The 23728-nt window shown below is 57.5% G+C and carries 12 protein-coding genes; 8 read left to right on the top strand and 4 right to left on the bottom strand.

Translation table 11 applies throughout. The features are described 5' to 3' along the window. Window positions 1-51 precede the first annotated feature (51 nt). A complete protein-coding gene (locus AR456_RS12280) occupies window positions 52-852 on the top strand; it encodes a 5'-nucleotidase, lipoprotein e(P4) family (protein ID WP_031206848.1) in 801 nt (266 codons plus the stop codon). 72 nt (window positions 853-924) lie between these two features. On the opposite strand, the gene AR456_RS12275 is transcribed toward AR456_RS12280, so the two are convergent. Continuing rightward, window positions 925-2502, bottom strand: coding sequence for an MFS transporter (locus AR456_RS12275; protein WP_021817080.1), 1578 nt, complete (start codon window positions 2500-2502; stop codon window positions 925-927). A gap of 106 nt (window positions 2503-2608) precedes the next feature. Here AR456_RS12275 and AR456_RS12270 point away from each other — a divergent pair, with 106 nt between their 5' ends. Both AR456_RS12270 and AR456_RS12265 read left to right on the top strand, forming a co-directional pair. Continuing rightward, window positions 2609-3418 (top strand): helix-turn-helix transcriptional regulator, encoded by an 810-nt coding sequence (locus AR456_RS12270; protein ID WP_021817081.1) that lies wholly within the window; start codon window positions 2609-2611, stop codon window positions 3416-3418. A 48-nt stretch (window positions 3419-3466) separates the two neighbouring features. After that, on the top strand, window positions 3467-3868 hold the full coding sequence (locus tag AR456_RS12265; RefSeq protein WP_021817082.1) for a GNAT family N-acetyltransferase: 402 nt from the start codon (window positions 3467-3469) through the stop codon (window positions 3866-3868). A gap of 114 nt (window positions 3869-3982) precedes the next feature. Here AR456_RS12265 and AR456_RS12260 read toward each other — a convergent pair whose 3' ends face one another. Beyond that, complete coding sequence (locus AR456_RS12260; RefSeq protein ID WP_021817083.1) at window positions 3983-6385, bottom strand: AAA family ATPase; 2403 nt, start codon at window positions 6383-6385, stop codon at window positions 3983-3985. A 442-nt stretch (window positions 6386-6827) separates the two neighbouring features. Here AR456_RS12260 and AR456_RS12255 point away from each other — a divergent pair, with 442 nt between their 5' ends. Continuing rightward, on the top strand, window positions 6828-7250 hold the full coding sequence (locus AR456_RS12255; RefSeq protein ID WP_021817084.1) for an Sbal_3080 family lipoprotein: 423 nt from the start codon (window positions 6828-6830) through the stop codon (window positions 7248-7250). Between the two features lie 591 nt (window positions 7251-7841). Here the strand turns inward: AR456_RS12255 and AR456_RS21320 are convergent. Next, entirely contained in the window at window positions 7842-8099 is a 258-nt protein-coding gene (locus AR456_RS21320; protein WP_155829104.1) for a hypothetical protein, read from the bottom strand. A gap of 69 nt (window positions 8100-8168) precedes the next feature. Between AR456_RS21320 and AR456_RS21710 the strand changes: the two genes are divergently transcribed. From AR456_RS21710 to AR456_RS12235, 4 genes are all read left to right on the top strand, one after another. After that, the gene (locus AR456_RS21710; RefSeq protein WP_021817085.1) at window positions 8169-17528 is read left to right on the top strand and encodes a peroxidase family protein; all 9360 of its coding nucleotides are present in this window, start codon (window positions 8169-8171) and stop codon (window positions 17526-17528) included. A 167-nt stretch (window positions 17529-17695) separates the two neighbouring features. Beyond that, window positions 17696-19441 (top strand): type I secretion system permease/ATPase, encoded by a 1746-nt coding sequence (locus AR456_RS12245; protein WP_021817086.1) that lies wholly within the window; start codon window positions 17696-17698, stop codon window positions 19439-19441. Continuing rightward, window positions 19438-21474: a calcium-binding protein gene (locus tag AR456_RS12240; protein WP_021817087.1), complete on the top strand. Its 2037-nt coding sequence runs from the start codon at window positions 19438-19440 to the stop codon at window positions 21472-21474. Before AR456_RS12245 ends, AR456_RS12240 begins: the two co-directional genes overlap by 4 nt. 9 nt (window positions 21475-21483) lie before the next feature. Then, the gene (locus AR456_RS12235; protein ID WP_021817088.1) at window positions 21484-22812 is read left to right on the top strand and encodes an HlyD family type I secretion periplasmic adaptor subunit; all 1329 of its coding nucleotides are present in this window, start codon (window positions 21484-21486) and stop codon (window positions 22810-22812) included. Window positions 22813-22821: 9 nt separating this feature from the next. On the opposite strand, the gene AR456_RS12230 is transcribed toward AR456_RS12235, so the two are convergent. Then, window positions 22822-23655 (bottom strand): oxidoreductase, encoded by an 834-nt coding sequence (locus AR456_RS12230; RefSeq protein WP_021817089.1) that lies wholly within the window; start codon window positions 23653-23655, stop codon window positions 22822-22824. Between the last annotated feature and the right edge of the window lie 73 nt (window positions 23656-23728).

The following is a 23728-nucleotide window of genomic DNA, read 5'->3' as shown; positions in this document are numbered from 1 at the left end:
TGCTTTACCCCCGGTAGCGCTGTTGCGATCACCAAGCAGGAGATGTCCATGATGACGTTCAGCCGAAATACTCTGCTCACCGCCACCCTGTTCGCTGGCATAGTACCGCTTGCTGGCTTGGTACCGATTGCTGGCGCTGCCTCCGATGGGGCCGATGGGGCTGATGGAGAGACCCTCTGTGCCCAGGCCGCCTATTCCATGGGGCTTCGTTATCAGCAGCGTTCCGCCGAGGTCGCGGCATTGCAGCGTCAAGGCTTTGCCCTCGCGACTCTGCGTCTTGAGCAAGCCATTGCTGAGCATGGCGAAGACGCGAACCTGGCAATCATCACCGATCTGGACGAGACGGTGCTCGATAACAGCGCCTTGCTGGTTCGCGACATGCAGGCATGCCATGACTTCACCACCTGGGATACCTGGAAGCACTGGGAGCGCGAGGGGGATCCGCGCTTGATTCCCGGCGCTGCTGACTTCCTGAAGTTCGCCGACGAGCAGGGAGTGGACATCTTCTACGTTTCTGACCGCTATCAAGAGAACAAGGCCGATACCATCGCGAGCCTCGAAGCCCTCGAGTTGCCACAGGTATCGAAGGATAGCGTCATGCTGCTCGGTCCTCCCAAAGCAGAACGCCGGGCCGAAGTCGTCGACGATCACACCGTGGTAATGCAACTCGGTGACTCCCTGCATGACTTCTCCGGCGAGTTTGCCGACGCGGATCTCGAGGGACAGCGCCGCTTGGTCGAGGAAAATGCTGAGCGGTTCGGCGATGACTGGATCGTCTTCCCCAATGCTGCATATGGCGATTGGAGTGAAGCCGAGCTCAACGCCTGGGACGTGCCGTTGCAGTCCGAGTGATCCGAACCTCGTTGGGGCAAGCGTGAAGAGCACGCCATGAGGGTCTTTCATGGCGTGCAATGGGTAAAAACTTCAATACTCGCTGTCATCCATGCCCAGCGTTGGAACCTGACGCAGATGGATGGCGGCAAGCATCGCCAGACACAGGATCGCTACACCGCTGATGGCGGCGGTGACGTTGAGCCCGGTGGTAAATGCCCGCGTGGCGGCCTCGACAATATCGGGCGCGGGTTGATCGAGCGCGGAGAGCGTGGCCCAGAGGCTGTCGTGGACGGTATCGACACCGCCGCTCGACGGTTCATTCGGCAGATGCGAAGCGATCTGCAGCCGGTAGATCAGCGTCGATAGACTGCCCAGCAACGCGACGCCGAGAGCGACGCCCAATTCCTGAACCATCTCCGACATCGCCGAAGCGGAACCTGCCTTGTGGGCGGGCGCGGTGCCGATCACCAGTTCGGTTCCCAGCGCGGCAATGGTGCCCATGCCCAGATAGACCAGTGAGAAGCCGCCGATGGCAAGCAGCAACCCTCCCGGAGCGGTGCTGACCATGAACAGCGCCAGATACCCCAGCGACGAGAATGCCAGTGCACCGGCCACCACCTGGCCCGGCGGGATACGCCTTGCGATCAGTGGTGCGGCGATGCCTGCGATGACCATCATCAACGCCGGTGGTCCCATCCAGAGTCCGGCGACCAGCGGCGAGAGCCCCACCACCAGTTGCAGATACTGGGTGACCAGCAGCATGGCACCGCCGACAGCGATCAAACTGAACAGCAACACCAGCAGTGCGGTGCTGAACGTGCGGCTGGCAAACAGGCGCATATCCAGCAGCGGAGCGCTGAGCTGGTTCTGGCGACGTACGAACAGCACGGCGAGCAGGATTCCGGCAAGCAGCGACAGGGTGGGAGCGAGCGCAACGCCGTGCCTGGCCAGTTCCTTGAGGCCATGAATGGCGGGCAGGATGGCGGCGAGAGACAGCAGCACACTGGTGAAATCCAGCCGTTCACTGTGCTCCGCACGATACTCCGGCAACAGCATCGGTGCGGCAATCAACAGCAGAACGATGATCGGTACCGCGACAAGGAAGGCGGCGCCCCACCATAAGTGACTCAGCACCCAGCCGCCGATCACCGGGCCCGCCGCCATACCCAGTGCAAACATCGTTGCCCAGATGCCGATCGCCAGTGAGCGCTGACGTGAATTCGGGAACAGATTGCTGATCAGTGCCAGAGTCGACGGCATCAAGGTGGCACCGGCCACACCGAGTGCGGCCCTGGCCGCAATCAGCATCTCGGCGCTGGTGGCATAGGCGGCGACCACCGAGGCAACACCGAAAGCAGCAGCACCGACCATCAGTAAACGACGCCGGCCAATGCGATCGCCAAGTGTACCCATGGTGATCAGCAAGCCGGCGATCATGAACCCGTAGGCATCCATGATCCACAGCGCCTGACTACTGCTGGGTTGCAGCTCGACCGACAGCGCCGGTAGAGCCAGATAGAGAATGGTGACATCGAGCCCCAGCAACAGCGTGGGCAGTGCCAGCACCGCCATGCCCAACCAGGCCATGAAGCCGGCTTGTTGTGTCGGCTGACGAGCCGCGGGGAAGGGGCCGTCGGATAGCGTGGGGGAATCACATTGGTTGCTCATATCGCCTCCAGCGAAATGCATCGGAAGCCACATGCTCGAACAGTCATTATCCGGGTACAATATAGCTGGTTATCCTATTACCAATGGCAACTGTCAGGAGCTCGACATGAGTGAGACAGCGCGGCACAGCAGAAGCCTTGATCGAACCCGTAGTGATCTGACGGAATTCCTGCTCCATCACCGCCACAAGCTGACGCCGGCGGATGTGGGGTTGCCGACGACAGGGCGGCGACGGACACCGGGATTGCGCCGCGAGGAGGTCGCCACTCTCGCTGGAGTGGGGCTGACCTGGTACACCTGGTTCGAGCAGGGGCGTGATATCAACGTCTCGGAAAGCTTCGTGCTCGGTGTTTCCAAGGCGCTCAAGCTGGATGATGCCGAGTGTTGCCACCTGTTCCTGCTGGCGCAGCGCCGGCCACCGCCGGTAGAGGCATATCAATGGCAATCGATTCCGCCACGCGTGCAACGGATGATGGACGAGCTTGCACGGCCCGCCTACGTCATCAACCTGCGCTGGGATGTGATTGCCTGGAATGACGCCGCCGAGCGGCTGTTTGCCTTCACCGAGCAAGCGGGGGCCGAGCGCAATATGCTGCGCATGATCTTCGCCAACCCGGCAATGCGCCGTCGCCTGCCCGATTGGCAGCAGGATGCCTTCCGACTGCTGGCCCAGTTCCGCTGCGACCTGGCATCGGCCCCCGAAGACCCCGAGATGCACCGATTGATCGACGACCTGACCCAGTTGTCGCCGGACTTCCGACGTTGGTGGGAAAAGCCGGAGCTCCACAGCTACGGGTACGGCATCGGCGCCGTCACCACGAACGACTCACAACGTGAGGACTTCGACCACGAAATGCTGATCGTCGATGAACATCGCCATCTGCGGATGATTCTGTATTTTCCCAAGGGCCAGTGATAGTTGGTAACCGGCAGGGGGAAAAGGGGGAGAGAAGGAGAGGGCAGCATGGCTTATACGATACATCGCATTCAGCGAACAGATGCCGACGATTGGCTACGGTTGCGTAACCAACTGTGGGAAGCCGACGATCATCAGCAGGAGATCGAACAGTTCTTTCGTGGCGAACTGGATGAACCGCTGGAAGTCCTGATCGCCAGAGACCAACAGGGCAGGGCGGCAGGGCATGTAGAACTATCGATCAGAACCGATATTCCCGGCCTGGAAGGTGTAAGAACCGGCTACATCGAAGGGCTCTATATCGTCACCCAGCATCGCGGCAGCGGCCTCACACGTCAGTTGCTGCGAGCCTCGGAGGAGTGGGCCGTGGCGCAGGGCTGTGAGGCCCTCGCCACGGATCGTGCCGATCGGGTCATTGTTTATCGGCGGTTTGGGGTTACAGGATATTGATGGCCTGGGAGGCTGTTTGCGGCCAAAAGCGGACGATCAAACCCCTAGCGCATTCCCAAAAAAACATTGGAACTTGTTGGGAGCTATTTGATAGATACTGTGCGGAAGTATATATCATACATCTCCCGCCTCAGGAGGCTCACCAACACTTCTTAGCAATGCGGAGTATTGTTCGCTATCTTCTTTTAGCTTTTCTATAATTTGTCGGGCCGCCAGTTGCATCTCTGGAACTTCAACCGGCGTTGCTCCTCTTTCAAATACCCCGCATAAATGTGAATATTCATTATTTATTCGATCGGCCAAAACAGCTGGTACACTATCATTGCCAAAGAATAGATTGAGTGTTCCTTCATTCATTCCTTGGTCTGGGTATTTGTAGTAGAGGTAGATTTCGAAGAACTTCCTCGCATTGTTGGCAAAGTTGTAGAAAGTAATATAGTTAGTGTCGTCAACAGATCCCATCGTTGCGCATTTATGAATTTGGTGAAAGAGAAAGTTAAACTCTGTGACATATTCCTTTAGATAGGAAGGCATAACTTGGACGGTGGATTTCCTATCCTGCCTAACAACCATAAAATAAGCTTTCTGGAATCCGATATTTCCACCCGTAGAATTAATATAGCTACCTTTCAATTTTTTCAAATACTTTAGGAAATCAAGGTTGTGTGTTGATATGAATAGTTGCTCAAATTCTCCTTTGGCAACAATCTCGGTGCTTATTAAGCTATATATAAAGAAAATATGATTTCCGTCCAGTGATGAAATAGGGTCGTCAATCCAAATAATTGGCTTTGAATCTCGCGTCTCAATATCATCTAGTTTTGCCAAGAAATAACAAAACGCCAAAAGGCTGCATTCTCCCTCGCTGAGGTGATAAGCTTTCTTTCCATCTCGTATAACTTCGAAACGAATGCGCTTTGAATTTTCCGCATCCTTTTTGGATTCAAGTGTCAAGAACTTATGACCAAAGAAATTGTTGAGATATTCATTAACCTTTTTGGCGCCTTTTTCTTCATCATTTAGATCACGTTTTTTTGCACTAATCAATGTTTGCTTTTGAGTGATTTCCTCGGAAATACGCACCTTTTCTCTAGACGCTTTGTCCAGTTTTTCTTGTAAGGCAGCTATAGAATCGAGCTGCGAATGGTAATCAATGGTGATTAGGTAATCTGCAACCTCTTTTAATCTTAGCGCTCTTCTGGCACTGGATTGCTCGCTATTCAAAGAGCTACTGAATAAGTCAGATTCATTGCAAATATTTTTGTAGTCATCCCAAGCAGATTCTAATTCAGTTGAATAATCAACAGGATGAGCGAATTTTTTAGCATTCAATATATCGTTTTTCCTACTCGTTAGCTGCGAAATCAGTGCTTCTAAGGAATATTGATACTCAGTAACAGCCGACTTAAGCGTTGAGTTTAGTTCGGAAAGTTGAATATGAAATTTAGAATAAAAGCGTGACGGGTTAATGGTCAAAGCTGTGCTGATAGATTTTTTCTCATCCTCAATACGTTTAACCAAGGCCTCAATATCTTTGTCTAGTTTCTCAGACTCTTCATCAAAGTGTTTGTCCAGATCTTTCCAGCGTTCCTGCGAAATTGCATTGTCGCAAAAGGCGCATTTTTCATGCTTGCCTCTGTGATGCATGCGACCTTCATTTACCCAACGATTTAAAACGGCATCTTTAACTAATTCTTCAATCTTGTCAGATTCACTGATTTCCTTTGTGACTAATAAACCGGCTTCTTTAACAAAAATGGTAAAGCTCAGGTTGGGCGGTGTGAGTTTGGGTATGTTGGGAAGAGTTTTTTCTTCAATGAGCTTTTCGTGCTGTGCGATTTTCTCATCAGTCAATGGTTGAAAGTTAGATTTTTGAACCTCTGCCAAGTCATCTTCCAATTTTTTGATTGTATAGTTTTGATCGCCAAATCGCTCTGGTTTATATTTTATACCAATATTTTTATTAGTTGCTTTGTCACCTAATTGCCTTTTGAGGTTATCGTTAGCTGTTTTGTGCGATTGAAAAGCCTCGGAGTAGTCATCAAAAGCGGATTTTCTTTCCGAAAACAAACCACTTTCTTGGCCTTCTTCACTTGACCCTAGCTCCGCTTCTATCTCTTTAATTTCTTTCTCAACTTTGTTGTTATCATCACCAAGAATGGCAAATGGCTCTATACTGTCATCTGGGTTAGTGATAAATTTCAAGTTTTCTCTTGTGAAATCTTCATTAAATACTCGTGAAGTTTTTCCATGCGCTGTCAGATTCGCTTGAGCTATTTCGGAGTTATCGGAGAATTTTAGACTCAATGAAGGGGAGCCAAATTTTTCAGAAATTTCACCCGTTTCTAATGCACGAGCAATACGTGAAAGCGTTGTTTTTCCAGAATAGTTGCGCCCGTAGATAATATTTATATCAACAAAGCTTTGAACGGCACCACCATTGCTCTTTACTTCATGATCCCAAGAAAAATCCTCAAAAACGCCGAGCTTCTTTATCTGTTGTATCTTTTTCAGCATACAGAGCCTCTCTGTAAACGATATTTTCCATTTTCCTAACTTTGGAGTCGGAGTAAAAATAAGACATCCGCTTTGGGCCGTAACCGGTCATTAATCGACTATTCGTTACAACGACTCTACCGAGCCCACCCGCATCGCTATCACCCTTCATATATGCATCATGTCTCTTATAGCAGACAATTATGATTTTCCCCATTTTTCTGAACGTTTTTTCTTATCAATCCATGCCTGATGGACGCAGCGGGAACCGTGCCTTAGGGAGTGCGGGAGGGCGGTAGTACCTCGCTACGCGACTCGCAAGGTAAGCAGTGACTAAGTCCGTCAGAAGGTGGATCACTTCGACTCAAGGTGACTTCTAGGCTGCCGATAAGCGGTGGGCGGGGCGCATGGTGATAGGCCCGATTTGCCCCACGAAACCAGGTAGCTTGGCAAGGACGTTGGATTGAAGAAATGTGCTGTGGTGGCGGTGCTGATGACCGTTTCCGGTTGTACATCCATTCAGGTCACGCCGCTGGATCGCTCGTACAGCGTGTCGAATGTCTGTATCGAGGATAACCCCAAGGTGATCGTGGACGGCTTCGTCGACGCTGTGACTGACGTGTTCCACGATCACTCGATTACAACAGAACTCTACTCCGGAGCGACACCGGCACATTGCGAATACAGGATGACCTACACCGCGCTGAGGTCATGGGACTTCACGCCGTATCTCTCCCACGCTGAGCTCAGGATGTTCAAGGGTGAGGAACGGGTTGCCTATGCGGAATACCATCTGACAGGCAAGGGCGGCTTTGACTTCAGCAAGTGGGCTAGCGTAAGCAGCAAGATGACGCCGGTAGTGGAAGAGCTGTTGTCCCAGTACTGATTGCTGTCCAGCACCCCGTTCAATTCCTTTTTTCGGTAGGGCGATGATGTCGCCCTCAAGTCGATCTGGCCACTTGCAGCGCTTTCGCGCTCCATTGCTTTCTGGACAAGAACGGCCATGCCCTCGCAAGGCTGATGATGTGGTGGTACCTGCATCCCATGCACGATAGTCGCCTTTCCTGATTCAGCAGATCCATGAGATCCAGTTGCTGCGGTTATTTTGAATTCCGGCCGTGAACTCAGGGCATAAGCGCTCAGTACGACCCGGTCACACTGCTGATGACCAATGCAATTGATGCAATGGCATCAGAACCCAAAGCCATTTCCATAGCCGGTACTCTCCCCATGTTGACTGGTGCTCCGATGGCTCTGGCAAACCCCCATGGCAGTCCTGAAATGGATCGAGTTCTTGTACGAAAAGGGCCTGGGCTTGTGCGTTCGGTGTTGGAGCCGCTCTCAAAATGCTCATTTGCACATCGTAAATTCCACCTTTTCCATCGATTCCGCCTTGCCTGATCACCGCTCGATGACTTGTCGCACAACGCTTGGTGGATGATTTTCCTATCTGGAATCAATGGTTGTAATTAGTTAGTCAGGTAATGATGAGAATGTTGATCGCTGCTGTCACAAAAACTTCATCTTCTTGAGGAACGAGCATCTCGTGCTTATTGATTAGAACTCTCGAAGATAAGTGATGATGAATATGAGGAGGTGAAAAGACTTGCTGAATGTCATCTTGAGTCATTAGCAGGGGTGAAAAAGATACCGCAGATGGTTTGTCTGTCGAGGTGCGGAGACATGCCTGCTGGCTGTGGAAGACATAAAACGGTAGCCCGCTGGTGAGGTTCAAGGGGTCGCCAAATAACCATATTGGTTAATAAGAATAAGTCGCAGAGCCCTGTGGGGCCTGGGAGGGAACATGGCCGTCAAACTGAACAAACACGACCTGGAGTTCATACTCGAGCAAATCAAGATCGCCGAGGCGCATGTTGCTGGCACGCCACTCGATCAACTGCTTGCGCAGCCGCATCTGCCTTATGGCCTGCGCACCGTTGACGGCAGCCTCAATAACATTACGCCAGGGCGAGAACTCTGGGGCGCAGCCGATCAGATCATGCCGCGTGCGATGCAGCCGCACTACATCAATGAAGGCGATGACACCTTCCACGGCATTATCAACAACAACGACTATGGTGTCGTTGGTGAGCCGACGAACATGGGGCAGAACGGCGGGCATACGGGCAACGTCGTAGATGCCGATCCGCGGATCATCTCGACGCTGATTTCCGATCAGACGCTGAACAACCCTGCCGCTATCATGGCGGCGCTACAGCATGCCGAGTACGATGCCATGCCGCTGTCCAGCGCCATTACAGCGGTGCGGGCGCGCTACGCCGAGTTTCTCAACGACCCTGCAGTGACGGCGTATCAGCCACTGGCGCAGCAGGTGAACGCGGCGAAGGATGTGGTCACCGCTGCTGAGGATGCTCTCGAGGCGGCACAGCAGGGCGGTGATCAGGTTGCCATCGACGATGCAGAGGCGAGCCTGGCTGCGGCCCAGCAAGCGCTGGCCACCACTGAAGAGACTGTGGCTGCGGCGCGTGAGGCGCTCAAGCCGGCGCTCGACGCAGCGAAGGCCGTCATGGACCAGGAGTTGTCCGACACCTTCGGCATTGAGATGGACGGCAATACCATCCTGCTGCCCAACGTGGCGCCGGACGAGGGGCTATCGGCACCATTCAACGGCTGGATGACCTTCTTCGGCCAGTTCTTTGACCATGGTCTCGACCTGATTCACAAGGGCGATAACGGCACGATCTACATGCCGCTGACGGCGGACGATCCGCTTGTCACCCACGGGCCTGACGGCATTCCAGACAGCGGCGACGAGGTGGACGTCAACATGCCGCTGGTGCTGACACGTCTGGCACCGTCCATGGGGCCGGGGGCCGATGGCATTCTGGGAACTGACGACGACACGCCGGAAGCAAGAAACAAGACGACGCCGTTCGTCGACCAGAATCAGACCTACACCTCGCATCCGTCACACCAGGTATTCCTGCGCCATTACGAGATGGTTGACGGCAAGCCGATGGCGAGTGGCCGGTTGCTCAATGGTGAAAGTGGCGGTCTGGCCACCTGGAAGGACGTCAAGGACCAGGCGCGCGAGAAGCTCGGGATCGACCTCGATGACCGCGACGTCTTCGGCGTTCCTCTGCTGCGCACCGATCCCTACGGCGAATTCATCCGCGACGAGAATGGCTTCCCGCAGGTGGTGGTCAATATCGGCCCGGATCTCATTCCGAACACTGCCGACGATGTGACCGTCAGCGGCACGGCTGCCAACCCGATTGTGCTGTCCGAGCTGAATGATGGCCGCGGTCCGGTCCGCACCTCGCATGCCTTCCTTGACGACATCGCCCATAATGCGGTGCCGGTGCTGGTGGCGGGAGCCGAAGGACAGCCGGCGATCCTGATGCCTGATCCGAACTCCGGCACCGACCCGATCGGCGATCCGGTTCCGGTGGATCCGAATACCGGTGAGACCTTCTACGACAACGAACTGCTCGACCGCCACTTCATCGTCGGCGACGGTCGTGGTAACGAAAACATCGGCCTCACCGCCGTGCACCACGTTTTCCACTCCGAGCACAATCGCCAGGTCGAGGACGTCAAGAGGCAGATCCTCGAACTTGCCGAAGCCGGTGATATCGACTTCCTCAACGAGTGGTTGATCGATCCGGTCGTTGCCGGGTTCGACCCTAATGCGCTCAACTGGGACGGCGAGCGTCTGTTCCAGACCGCGCGTTTCTCCACTGAGATGCAGTACCAGCACCTCGTGTTCGAGGAGTTCGGCCGTAAGGTCTCGCCGCTGATCGATGTCTTCGTCTTCAACACCGTGACCGATGTCGATCCGGCGATCTTTGCCGAGTTCGCCCACACTGTCTACCGCTTCGGTCATTCGATGCTGACTGACCACCTGAAGCTGCTTCCCCTCAACGATGAGGGGCAGCCAGTGGATGCGGACGGCAATCTCATCCCCATCGAGGACTGGGGTGTGGATGTGGGCTTGATCGAGGCCTTCCTCAACCCGGTTCTGTTCGACCAGAACCAGACGATCAGCGCAGAGCAGGCGGCCGGAGCGATATTCCGCGGCATGACCTATGTCCACGGCAACGAAATCGATGAGTTCGTGACCGATTCGCTGCGCAACAACCTGCTTGGCCTGCCGTTGGATCTGCCGGCAATCAATATTGCCCGCGGTCGTGATGCCGGCGTGCCCTCGCTGAACGATGCCCGTGAACAATTGTATGCCGCGAGCAATTCGAGCTGGCTCAAGCCTTATGAAAGCTGGGCGGATTTCGGCGCCAACTTGAAGACGCCTGCTTCGGTTATCAACTTCATCGCGGCCTACGGCACTCATCCGCTGCTGGAGGCTGCCGATACTCTGGTTGAGAAGCGCGACGTGGCGATGGCTCTTCTGGGTCTGGCCGAGTCTACAGAGACGGTGGCAGCCGCGCTCACCAATGCAGGTTTCGAGTCGGACTCGCTGGCCGCGGGAGAGCCAGGTGTCAACGTTGATCCACAAGGCAACTACAGCGTCGGAGCGCCGAGCGGCTGGACCTTGACCGGCGGTACCGGCGGCCTCTACGCCCCGGACGCCAGTGTGGTCGATCCGAATGGTGTCGATGGCTCGAACGTGGCCTGGCTCCGCGAGAACGCGCAGCTTTCCCAGGACACCGGTATCACCCTTGAGGAGGGTGTGAACTACCGGCTGACGCTCGATGTGGGTGATCGTACCAACCAGGATTGGCCCGGCGGAGAAGCGCGGCTCGTCGCGGGCGGGGTCGTGTTGGCGACCGTTTCGCTGACCGCTCCTGCTGATGATGGCGGTTGGGCGACCTTCTCGATCGAGACTGGCTTGATCGGTGCCGCACAGGCCGGGCAAGAGCTCAGCATCGAGATCCAGCAGACCGATGGATCAATGAACCAGATCCTGGTAGAGGACGTGCGGCTCGATATTGTGAGCCCGGCGGGAGAAATCGCGGATCGCCTGGAGTTTCTCAACGGTACAGGCGATTGGGCGGGAGTGGAGACCGGACTCAACCTGGTTGACCTCTGGATCGGCGGCCTCGCTGAAAAGATCATGCCCTTTGGCGGCATGCTGGGTTCCACCTTCAATGCGGTATTCGAGCTGCAGCTCGAGAACCTGCAGGAAGGCGACCGCTTCTACTACCTGTCGCGGACCCAGGGCCTGAACCTGCTCAACGAGCTCGAGAACAACGCCTTTTCCAAGCTGATCATGGCCAATACGGACATGGCGTTACCCGGCGCGGACGGAATCCTCGGCACCGAGGACGACGAGGTCAACTTCCACGTGGGAGTCGACTCCTTTGCCAAGCACGACGTGGTGCTCGAGGTGGATGAGTCCAAGCAGATCGCCATGGACCCCGAGGGCGACGACCCGGTGCTCAACGCGATCCGCGATAAGGTGGAGCGGGATAATCCGTCGACAGAAGGGCCTGACGATAACTATCTTCGCTTCACCGGCGGAGAGCATGCGGTAATCGGCGGCACGGAGAACGACGACACCATCATTGGTGGTGACGGAGATGACGCCATCTGGGGCGACACCGGCAACGACCGAATCGAGGGTGGCCATGGTGTTGACCTCATCATCGGTGGCGCCGGTGACGACATCATCACCGATACCGGCGACACCGGTGACTTCATCAAAGGCGAAGGTGGCGACGACGTCATTGCCAACTCGAACGGCCTCGATGTAGTCATGGGCGGAGATGGCCAGGACGTCATTCTCGTCGGCGTTGATGCGACCGAGGTATTCGCGGGAGAGGGCAACGACTTCATCCTCGGTGGTGCCGATCACGATTTCATCCTCGGCAATGAAGGCGACGACTGGATGGAGGGCGGCGACGGCTTCGATGTTCTAAATGGAGACAACTCGGAGCTGTTCTTCAACTCCACCATCCTCGGTCATGACGTGATGTTTGCCGGCGCCAACGAAAACGACTTCGACGCGGAGTCCGGCGACGACATCATGGTCCAGGGTGAAAGCGTCATGCGCAACGAGGGCATGTTCGGCTTTGACTGGGCGATCCACAAGGGCAGCCCGGTAGCCGCGGATTCCGATATGCGGATTCCTATCTTCACCACAGTCGCTGACGATATCCTGCGTGACCGCTTCGATCAGACCGAAGGTCTGTCCGGGTGGATCCATGACGACGTTCTGCGCGGCGACGACCGCGGCAGCACTGAGGAGATCGAGGTCGAGTTCAGCCTCGAGAATCACGGCCTGACTCAGGCCGGCGTCAACCGGATCGATGGGTTGCGCGAACTCCTCGGCATCAGCATCGAGGATGCGCCGACCGACCCCAACGTTGATCTGGAGGAGGTAGTGGCCTGGGCCGAGGGCAACATGCTGCTGGGCGGGGACGGCAACGATACCATGGAGGGGCGCGGCGCCAACGACTTCATCCACGGCGATGCCTGGCTGAACGTGCGCCTCAGCATCCGCGAGCTCGATGTTGATGGCAATGTGATGGAAGGGACCGAGGCCTTCACCGTCGACAGTCTCACGGATATGGTCACGGTAGGCGGTGTGACCAAAGAGTTGTCCAACTTCCTGCTGGAAGGGGTCATTAAACCGAAACAGCTGAAGATTGTTCGTGAGATCAAGTACGACGAAGACAGCAGCAATGACACCGACACGGCGATCTTCGCGGGCAACCGCGATTGGTATGAGATCACTCATGTCGGCGACCGGACCTACGTGGCGCGGCGCGAGCACGAGGATATAGATCCGCAGATCGATGAGGGTACCGACACACTCATCGGCATCGAACGGATCCAATTCGCAGATGGCATCTACACCATCCGCGAAACCGGCAACGTCGATCCCACCGGCCGTCTGATCATCGAGGGGCTTCCGGCTCGCGAGGACCAGGCGCTGACGGTCAATGCCGACAACATCCGGGATCTCAACAACCCGGACGGTCGCGTCGATCCGACCCAGATGACCTTCCGCTGGCAGATCGAGCGCAACGATGGCACCGGTGACTATATCGACATTCCCAATGTCAACGGACTGACCTTCACTCCGGGTGATGAGCACGATGGGCTCCGGATCCGGGTACTCGGCAACTATGTCGATGCCGGTGGGGTGCTGGAGATCGTTTCCTCGCAGCCAACAGACCCTGTCATCGGCGTCAACGACGATCCGACGGGACCGCTGCTGATCAGCGATATGTCCCCGACTGAAGGGCAGGAGCTCACCGCGACTGTGGCCTTCACCGACCCCGATGGCATGACTGACGCCTTCGAGGAGTTCCTGCTCACCTATAACTGGGAGTACTCACCGAACGGCCTCAACAACTGGCAGACAGTGCCGGCGGAACTCGGCGGCAACGACCGTTCCTTCATCCCCGGGCCGGATCTTGTCGGTATGCAGCTGCGGATGCGGGTGGTTTACCAGGATGACCTCCTCAACACCCATGAGGTGATCTCGGAAGTGACCGAAGTCGTCGGTAACTACATCGAGTCCAACGATCCGGTGGTGAGCGCTGGGATCGGTGGTGACGCCGAGGGCGGCACCAACCAGGGCGACGATTTCGTTATCGCCGGTGATGGAGCCAATGACATCTCCGGAGGTAACGGGAATGACGTTCTGAATGGCGCCGGTGGCAGCGACACCCTCCGGGGCGGTGCCGGCGGAGACACGCTCGATGGCGGTCAAGGCGATGACGTGGTGCTTGGCGAGGCTGGCGACGACACGATCATCTATGGCAATGGTCATGGCAGCGACGAGATTGATGGCGGCGCTGGCCAGGATCGGCTGAGGATCGTTGAAGGCAGCTTTGATGCCGACGATGACGTCGAAGTCCGGGTGAACGGTGGTGTCGTGGACCTGGTGAATGGCACGACTTCGGTCACCGGCGTGGAGGCGACAGATCTCGACCTACGCGGCGGGATTGACACCCTGACCTACGACACCGGCGAGAACGTCTCGGTGAATCTGCTTACCGGAGCGGCAACGGGCTTTTCAATCACCCGCGGCGTGGAGAACGTTACCGGCGGAACCGGTAACGACACGCTGCTGGGCAATAGCCTCGATAATACCCTGCAAGGAGGTCAGGGCGACGATGCCTTGAATGGCGGCTTCGGTAACGACACCCTGTTGGGTGGCGATGGCGGAGACGACCTCCGCGGCGCAGCCGGTGACGATCATCTCGAGGGTGGCGCAGGAGACGACCGTATTGATGGCGGTGCAGGGCGAGATACTGCTTCGTATGCCGCTGCGGGAGCCGCAGTCACTGTCTCGCTGCTTGGGCAGGCTGGGCTGGCCAGCTTCGAGGAGCAGGATACGATCGGCGCTGGCGTCGACCGGCTGATCGACATCGAGAATCTCGAGGGTAGTGCCTTCAACGACACCCTGAGCGGTGACGATGACGACAACCTCATCGACGGCGGAGAAGGTGCCGACACCATGTCTGGTGGCGCGGGCGATGACACCTTCGTGATCGACGACGACGGGGATGTGGTGAATGGCGGTGACGGCATTGACACGATCCGTGCATCCATCTCGATCAACCTGCACCCCACCCTGGACAACCAGGTTACTGGGGGGCACACAACGGAGAATGCGGTACTGCTTGGCAGCGATGACCTCAATGCCCGAGGCAACGCGGCCGACAACCAGCTAACAGGTAACTCCGGCAATAACATCCTGACTGGGGCCAACGGCACGGACACCGTTGTACTGGAGGGTCCGATCACCGATTACACCTTTGCTCCTGCAGGGGGCAATCTGACGGTGACCAGTGTTGCTGGCGGCACCGACACGCTCATCGCTATCGAGCGGGTTGAGGTCGAGGGTAGTTCCTACAACATCGTCAGACCTCCGATGTCCGGCTCCAACGAGGCCGATCTCATGCTGGGCTTCGGCGGAAATGACAGTCTTACCGGTGGCGCGGGAGACGACATTTTCCTCGCTGGTGGCGGTGCAGACACGATGATCGGCGGCGCTGGCAACGATACCTTCGTTGTCACCGATGACGGCGATGTCGTGAACGGTGGTGGTGGCATCGATACGATCCTTTCCACCATCTCGGTGAACCTGCACCCCGGCCTGGACGATCAGGTCGTTGGTGGTCACACCGTGGAGAATGCGGTGCTGCTTGGCGGCAGTAACCTCAATGCGCGGGGCAACGGTGTCGGCAATCAGCTTACGGGCAACGCCGGCGCCAACAACCTGGTCGGCGCCAACGGCAACGATGAGTTGATCGGAAACGGTGGCAACGACAACCTGCAAGGTGGCAACCAGGACGATGTGCTGGATGGCGGCGAAGGCAACGACGTCCTCAACGGCGGCAGCGGCATCGATACCGCACGTTTTGCGGGGTCGGCGGGAGACTACACCTTCGGCGTGAGCGGCTCGGGGCTTTCGACCGTCACGCATCTGGCCAGCGGCGACGAGGACACGCTGATCAGCATCGAGCGGCTGCAGTTCGGTGATGGCGAAGTGCTGAACATCGTCAGCGGCGACGGTGACGTGACATCGGCAGACCCGGGGATCATCTTCGGCGGTGATGGTGACGACAACATTGTCGGTAGCAATGGCAACGATGTCATCATCGGCGGTGCCGGTGACGATACGCTGCAAGGGCATGATCTGGGCGACGGCGATGACGACGTGGTACCGCCGCAGACCGACGATGACACGTTCATCTGGCGGCCCGGCGACGGTATGGACAACATCAACGGTGGCGGTGAAGGTGCCGAGGGCGACACCTTCCAGGTCGTCGGTAATGAGGAAGCCGAGACCTACCGCATCTATACCTACGACGAGGCGGTTGCCCGTATCGGCTTTGCCGGAAGCGATGAGGTCGAGATCATCGTCACCCGCGAAGTCGGTGGCGTCGGCGAAGCCGCTGCCACCATCATCGCTGAGCTCACCGAGATCGAGGAGATCGTCGTGAACGGCGGCGGGGTAAGCGGTGGCGGCCAGTTCGACGGCGACACTGTCGAAATGTACGGCAGCTTTGACGTCGCGACGAGCCTGCGGCCCGATACGATTACGATCCTTGGGTCGAGTGGGAATGACACCGTCGACATCTCGTCACTGCTCTCCGAACACCGGATCGTGTTCAAGGGCGCCGGTGGCAATGACACCATCATCGGTACATTGCGGCCACAGGATGTGGTCGAGCTGAAGCCGGGCACCACAATCGACGATTACGTCTCCACCACGAACGAGGACGGCTCGACCACGATATCGACAGATGGTCACTCCGTTACCTTCCGCAGCAACGGCCAGCTGCCGACCTTCGACGCAACACCGCCGAACGATCAGGACGATCAGGTGGATCAGGACGACGACGTCCCCGTGAATGATGGCGATCAACCATCTTCCGACGAGGAGGAGGTCGTTGTGTCGATTCCTGCGGCAGCGATTGCGGGTAGCGAAGGCGCCGATGCTCTGGTGGGTACGGCGGACGGCGATACGATCATGGCGCTGGGCGGCAGGGACGTGGTCTTCGGCCATGATGGCGACGACGACATCCTTGGCGGCGATGGGGCAGACATGCTCTACGGCGATGACGGCGACGACCGCGTTCTTGGAGAGGACGGCAACGACTTCATCAATGCCGGTGACGGTGACGACACAGTCTTCGGCGGCGATGGCGATGACTTGCTAGTGGCCGAAACCGGCGATGGTGACGACACCTACTACGGCGACGACATGGTGGGAGGCAGTGGCAGCGACACGCTGGATATGTCGGCGATCACGGCGGCGATCACAGCGGACCTTGGCACCGGGTTCATGGGACGTGGCAGCGTCTCGAGCACTGAAACCGGCAATGATGGGCTGTGGGGTGTCGAGAACATCGTCACGGGGTCAGGAAACGACACGATCACGGCAAGTGGCGCGGTCAACGTAATGGACGGCGGTGCAGGCAATGACACGTTCCGCTTCCTCTCCGCGGCGAATGCGGACGGCGATACCATCATGGGATTTCAGCCGGGCGACCGTATCGATCTAAGCGGCATTGACGCGAATGGGTGTGCATCGGGGAACCAGAACTTCACGTTGGTGACGGAGGCCTTCACCGGCGCTGGCCAGCTCATGTTCAGCCACCAAACACTCGACGGCGAGGACTACACCGTCGTTCAGGGCAACACGACCGGAGATGATGATGCCGACTTCTCCCTCAGCATCAAGGGTCGACATGAACTGGGAGTGAGCGACTTCAACCTCTAACGAACGACAACAAGCGCTATAACAACAATCACTACAACAGGAACTACAACAACAAGCACTACAACAGGAACTACAACAATAACTACAACTACAACAAGAACGATCCCTGCGGGGCGGGCCTGCCCGCAGGGATAGACCGTTCAATATAGGGACAGGGGGGAGTTCTCATGCGCAAGAGAGACGCAAAGACGTCGGCAAAGCGTAAGAGCGCAGAGCAGCTGACCAAAGGTTTTCGAGGGATCTTTTTCTTCCTGTTCAGTATGTCGGGGATCATCAACGTCCTCGCACTGACCGGTGCCTTCTATATGTTGCAGATCTACGACCGGGCGCTGACCAGCGGCAGCATTTCAACGCTGATCGCCATCTCCATTCTGGCGCTTGGCCTGTATTGCTTTCAGGGGATGTTCGACATCATCCGTTCCCAGATTCTTGTTCGTGTCGGCGCGCGCCTCGACAAGAATATCGCGCCGATGGCGCACCGGGTCGCTATCGACATGCCGCGCTTCGGGTTTTCGACAGCGGAATCACTGGAGCGTGGTCGCGACGTCGATACCGTGCGTGGCTTCCTCGGGAGTCAGGGGCCGGTAGCACTGCTGGACCTTCCCTGGATGCCGCTGTTTCTGGTGTTCGTCTACTTGCTGCATCCTTATCTTGGCGCGTTGGTTTTTCTCGGCGGATTCATTCTGGCCATGCTCGCGATCGTCACGGAGTTGATGACCTCCAAACTGAGCAGCGCCATGCAGCAGGCGGTTATCATCCGCAACACCATCGCCGATTCCAACGCCCGCAATGCCGAAATTCTCAAGGCGATGGGTTTCGCCGGACGTGCGGCTGCCCGCTTCAACCGTGCCAACGATGATCATCTGGAGTTGCAGACGCGAACCAACGATGTCAGCGGCACCCTTGGAGCGGTCTCGCGCGTGCTGCGGATGATCCTGCAGTCAGCTGTCCTTGGCCTTGGTGCCTTGCTCACTATCCTGGGAGAGCTGAGCGCCGGCGCAATCATCGCTGCCTCCATCGCGTCTGCGCGGGCCCTTGCCCCCATCGATCTTGCGATAGGTAACTGGAAGAGCGTTGTCGGAGCGCGAACCGCATTCGCACGGCTGAAGGAAACGGTAGAGGCGCTGGCGGATGCTGATGAACCGATGGAACTGCCGACCCCGAGCTCCTCGCTCAAGGTCGAGAACATCACCGTCGCCGCACCCGATTCAGGACAAGTCCTGCTCAGCGAGGTGAGTTTCGAACTGAAGGCTGGCCAAGCGGTTGGAATCATCGGCCCCAGCGGAGGTGGCAAGACCACGTTGCTGCGCGCGTTGACAGGAATCTGGCCGGTGCTGCGTGGAAGTGTGCGGCTCGATGATGCGGAGCTCTCGCAATGGCACGACGAAGCTCTCGGTCAGCTCATCGGCTACCTGCCTCAGGAGGTCGCGCTGCTCAATGGCACGATCGAAGAGAACATTTCGCGGTTTCAGGAAACACCGGACCCACAGGCAATCGTGGCGGCGGCGATGGCCGCAAGCGTCCACGAGATGATCGTGCGCTTGCCGAACGGCTATCACACGCAGCTCGGCTCACTCGGTGCGTCGCTGTCAGGCGGCCAGCGGCAGCGGATCGGACTCGCCCGCGCACTATTCGGCAATCCCTTCATCGTCGTCCTGGACGAACCCAATTCCAACCTCGACGCGGAAGGTGAAGCAGCGCTGACGGTGGCAATTGAGGGCGTGAGACAGCGTGGTGGCATCGCGGTGGTGGCCGCCCATCGCCCAAGCGCTCTGTCTGCGGTTGATCTCGTGGGTGTGATTCAGAACGGACGGTTGGCCGCTTTTGGTCAGAAGGATGAGATCATCGGCAAGTCCAACGTGCGCGAAGTACGATCTACCCCGCCGCCTAGGAAGGAGGCATTCGGACCATGATTAACGTCAAAGGTACGAAGAGCGTTTCACCGGAGACTGACGCCTCGCAGCGCTACGTTCTGAAGAGCGGGGACGAGGTCTCTCGCACACCTCTGGTTATCGGCGGTCTACTGACGGGAGTCGCTGCTTACCTGGCCTCGATCTTTTCCTGGGGGCGGGAGCAGATACCCCCATCGCAGCCGGAGGAGCCGCCCGCCGCTGCAGCGGATGCCGGAACTCCAGCGGGCATGGTTGAGGAGAGTGCCATTCCGCGGGAATCTCCTGATCTGCCTGACTCCGAATCTCCCGGCTCGGTAACGCCGATAGCCGCCGCGATGGCCCTTCGCTATCCGAACGAAAGCGAAGGCGTGCCCGTATCCGGATCGGCACGCGCCAATGGTGGCGCTGAAAGGGCGGACCGAGGGGGCGGTGCCAGTCCAGCGACTGCCGAAATTTTTGATCTTGCCGGTAATCGCCTCTCACCCGGTGGTGGCGGTCCTTCGGTTGGCAAATCACCGCCGGGTGATAACCCGCCCGCCGGAGGCAATGGCCCCGTGGATGGCTCCGGTGCTACGAACGGCGATGGCTCTACGAAAGGCGATGGCTCTGCGGATGGCGATGGTTCTACGAACGGCGATGGCTCTGCGAATGGTGATGACTCTGCGGATAGCGACACACTCGACCCCGAAGACGACGATGATGTTGGCACCCGGCCCGATGGCAACCGTGCTCCCCGAGTATCAGGTCCCGTCTATCTGCTGGATGTGGCGCCTTGCGTGGCACTGCTGATCGCCCTCGATGACCTGCTGAGCAAGGCCGAGGATCCCGATGGCGACGTCCTCTCGGTTCAAAACCTGGCCGTGTCCTCCGGCACGCTCACGGAAGCGGAAGGCGGTTGGGTTTTCCAGAGCGATGATGGGCAACCGGGGCCCGTGACTGTTACCTACCAGGTCACTGACGGCGAGCTTGTGACCGATGCGGTCGCCCGTTTCTCCGTCGTTGAGCAGCCCGTTATCACGGGGACTGCGGCAAACGACACGCTTCTCGGCAGCATGTGTGCCGATGAGATCGACGGCGCAGGTGGTGATGACAACATTGATGGACGGGCCGGCAACGACGTACTGATCGGAGGATCGGGAGACGACCACATCGTCGCTGGAGACGGTGATGACGTGGTGGTCGGCGGCGATGGCGAAGACATTATTTTCGGCGGCGCTGGCAACGACCATCTTTTCGGCGGAGCCGGCGACGACAGGTTATTTGGCGGATTCGGCGATGACGTGATCTTCGGGAACACTGGCGAGGATCACCTGAGCGGCGGTGAAGGCGACGATCTGTTGCTTGGGGGGGATGGGGCAGACTCCGTTCACGGTGACGGAGGAGATGACACGCTCACCGGCGGTGCGGGAGACGACAAGTTGTACGACGGCGCAGGTCGCGACCAGGTTTTCGGTGGCATGGGAAGTGATCGGGTCGTGGCGGCGCTGGATGCGGACGATGACGTGTACGACGGTGGCGGCGGGAACTCGGACACTCTGGACTACAGCCATGCGACGAAAGGGCTCGTGGTCAATCTGGTAAGCGGTGTCGTCAGCGGTGTGGAAATCGGCGATGACTCCATCACCGGGTTCGAGAAGGTGCTTGGAGGCCGTGAGGCCGATCACTTCATCCTCGGTGGTGAGGCAGCCACGCTCGCTGGCGGTGCTGGTGATGACGTCTTTGCGTTCGCCAGCGCCGGTGGGGGTCTATCTCTCGCCGTTTCGCACGTGATCCTGGATTTTGGCGTCGGAGACCGTATCCGGATGTCTGAGTACGATATTTTCTGGAAGGACGACGACGAGCCGGACGACCGTTTCGAGCACATCTATCACGGTGAAGACGATGACGATCTGCCGATACGTTATCGCCATGATCGGGACGATGGCAGCGAGTGGACCGTGGTCGAGACCGACTTCGAGGACGATGAAATGTGGGCGACGGCCGTCTCGCTTCAGGGAGTACACAAGCTGTCGTGGTCTACACAGCGTGACGATGGTCTTGAGTGGCTATCATAGGAGCACAGTATGAGCGCAGATGATCTTTCCGAGGGGGCGGGAAAGCCCTTGCCGAAACCGGATAACGCCTTTCGGCTCGGTCCGCGTGTCTGTGTGGGCGCGGCACTCGCCCTACTGTTGGTGGTGGGGGCCGGCAGTTGGGCCGTGAGCGCTCAACTCAGTGGTGCCATCATCGCGCAAGGATCGGTGACGGTGGATCAGAATCTGAAGTCGATACAGCATCCAGATGGCGGCATCGTCAGCGAGATAGTCATCAGGGAAGGGGACTTCGTTCAAGCGGGAGACGTGTTGCTGCGGCTCCAGGACACACAGACCAGGGCGGAGCTTTCGATCGTGCGCTCCAAACTCGTGGAATTGGCCATCCGGCGGGCGCGTCTGCTGGCAGAACGGGATGGGCTTGCGGCAATCGAGTTCCCGTCTGATCTGGCCGTAGACGAATCTCCGGATGTGTTCCTCGGCGAAACACGCCTCTTCCACGGCAATCGGACAAGTCGCGAAAGCAAGAAGCAGCAGCTCGAACTCAGCGTCGAGCAAATCGAAGAGGAGATAAAGGGACTGGAAGCGCAGCGGGAGTCGAAAGACGAGGAATCGATTGTAGTCGAGGACGAATACGAGGCGAACAAAGGCCTTGTTGGCAGGGGGCTGCTCGCACGAACACGCTTCGTTCCGATCGCTCGTGAAAGAGCACAACTTTCGGGTGAACGCGGTGAGATCCACGCATCCATTGCCAGAGCGAGAACCCGCATGAGTGAAATTCGCCTGCAGATTATTGCGATCGACGAGAACGCCCGTACCGAGGCACAGCGTGAATTAAGTACCGTGGAGGCGGAATTTTCGGAACTGCGTGACCGGCGCATCGCCATCGAGGATCGGCTGGCGCGAACGGACATTCGCGCGCCGATTTCTGGAACCATAAATGAGCTGAATATCCATACGATAGGAGGCGTGATCACGCCTGCCGAAGAACTTGTCACGATCGTTCCGGAAGGGGCCAAACTGGAAATCGAAGCGCAACTTGCTCCAGTAACCATCGACCAACTCTGGATTGGACAGCCGGTCAGGCTCCGTTTCACTGCCTTCAATCAGAGAACAACACCGGAGCTCAAAGGTGAGGTCGTCTATATCTCCGCAGCGACAACACGCGACGATACGACTGGCGAACCCTACTACCTCGGCGAGGTTGACGTTTCTGCAGAAGAGCTTGAAAAACTCGGCGTTCCTTCGTTGCTGCCTGGTATGCCAGTCGAAGTCTTTATCACCACCGAAGAGCGCTCCGCACTGACGTATTTCATCAAGCCTATCACCGACCAGTTCAGTAGGGCCTTTCGAGAAGAGTAGAGTCCGAATTCAACCGTCTGTCGATACCGTCAATCTCTGCCAGGCATCGATCTCCCGCGACTTATCGACCAGTTGGTTCCGAACCAGCTTGAGTGCGTCACTGCCGAGCAATAGGTGCGCCGGTGGTGTGTCGCTTTCAATGATCTCGAGCATGGCCTGAGCCGCTTTTACCGGGTCGCCCGACTGGTGCCCATTCTTGTCCTTTCTGGCTTGTCTGACCGGATCGAACAGGGTGTCATAATCAGCGATACTGCGAGGGGAGCGGCGCATCGATCGGCCAGCCCAATCGGTTCGAAACGAGCCGGGCGCCACGGCGGTGACATGAATATTGAACGGCGCCAACTCCTTGCTCAGCGTGTCGGAGATGCCTTCCAGCGCGAACTTGCTGCCACAGTAGTACGCAATACCCGGCATCGTAATGTAGCCACCCATCGACGTGATATTGATGATATGGCCAGCGCGGCGTTCGCGGAAGGATGGCAACACGGCTTTGATCATCTCGACTGCACCGAATACATTGACCTCGAACTGCCGACGCATCTCCTCGGAGGGTGACTCTTCCAGTATGCCTTCATGACCATATCCGGCATTGTTGACCAACACGTCGATGTGGCCAAACTCATCGCAGATCCCCTTGACGACTGAGGGTATCGATGGAGTATCGGTCAGGTCGAGTAGACGAGCATGTGCTCGCTTCGATTCGTGGGCCTCGAACGCTTTGGCAGCTTCCTCACGACGCACCGTACCGATGACTTGGTGGCCTGCAGCGAGTGCTTCGTTCGCCAAGGCCTGGCCGAACCCACTGCTGACTCCGGTGATCAGGATAGTTCTGGACTGACTCATGATTACGCTCTCCACTGATTGTGGCTTGTGTACAAGAAGAGCGCTTATGCTAGAGAGTAGGGTCTTGAATTCG

It is taken from the genome of Halomonas huangheensis (assembly GCF_001431725.1).
GTDB lineage: Bacteria > Pseudomonadota > Gammaproteobacteria > Pseudomonadales > Halomonadaceae > Halomonas > Halomonas huangheensis.
The sequence above is the reverse complement of the archived record's forward strand: the minus strand, read 5'-3'. Positions and strand labels throughout refer to the sequence as shown.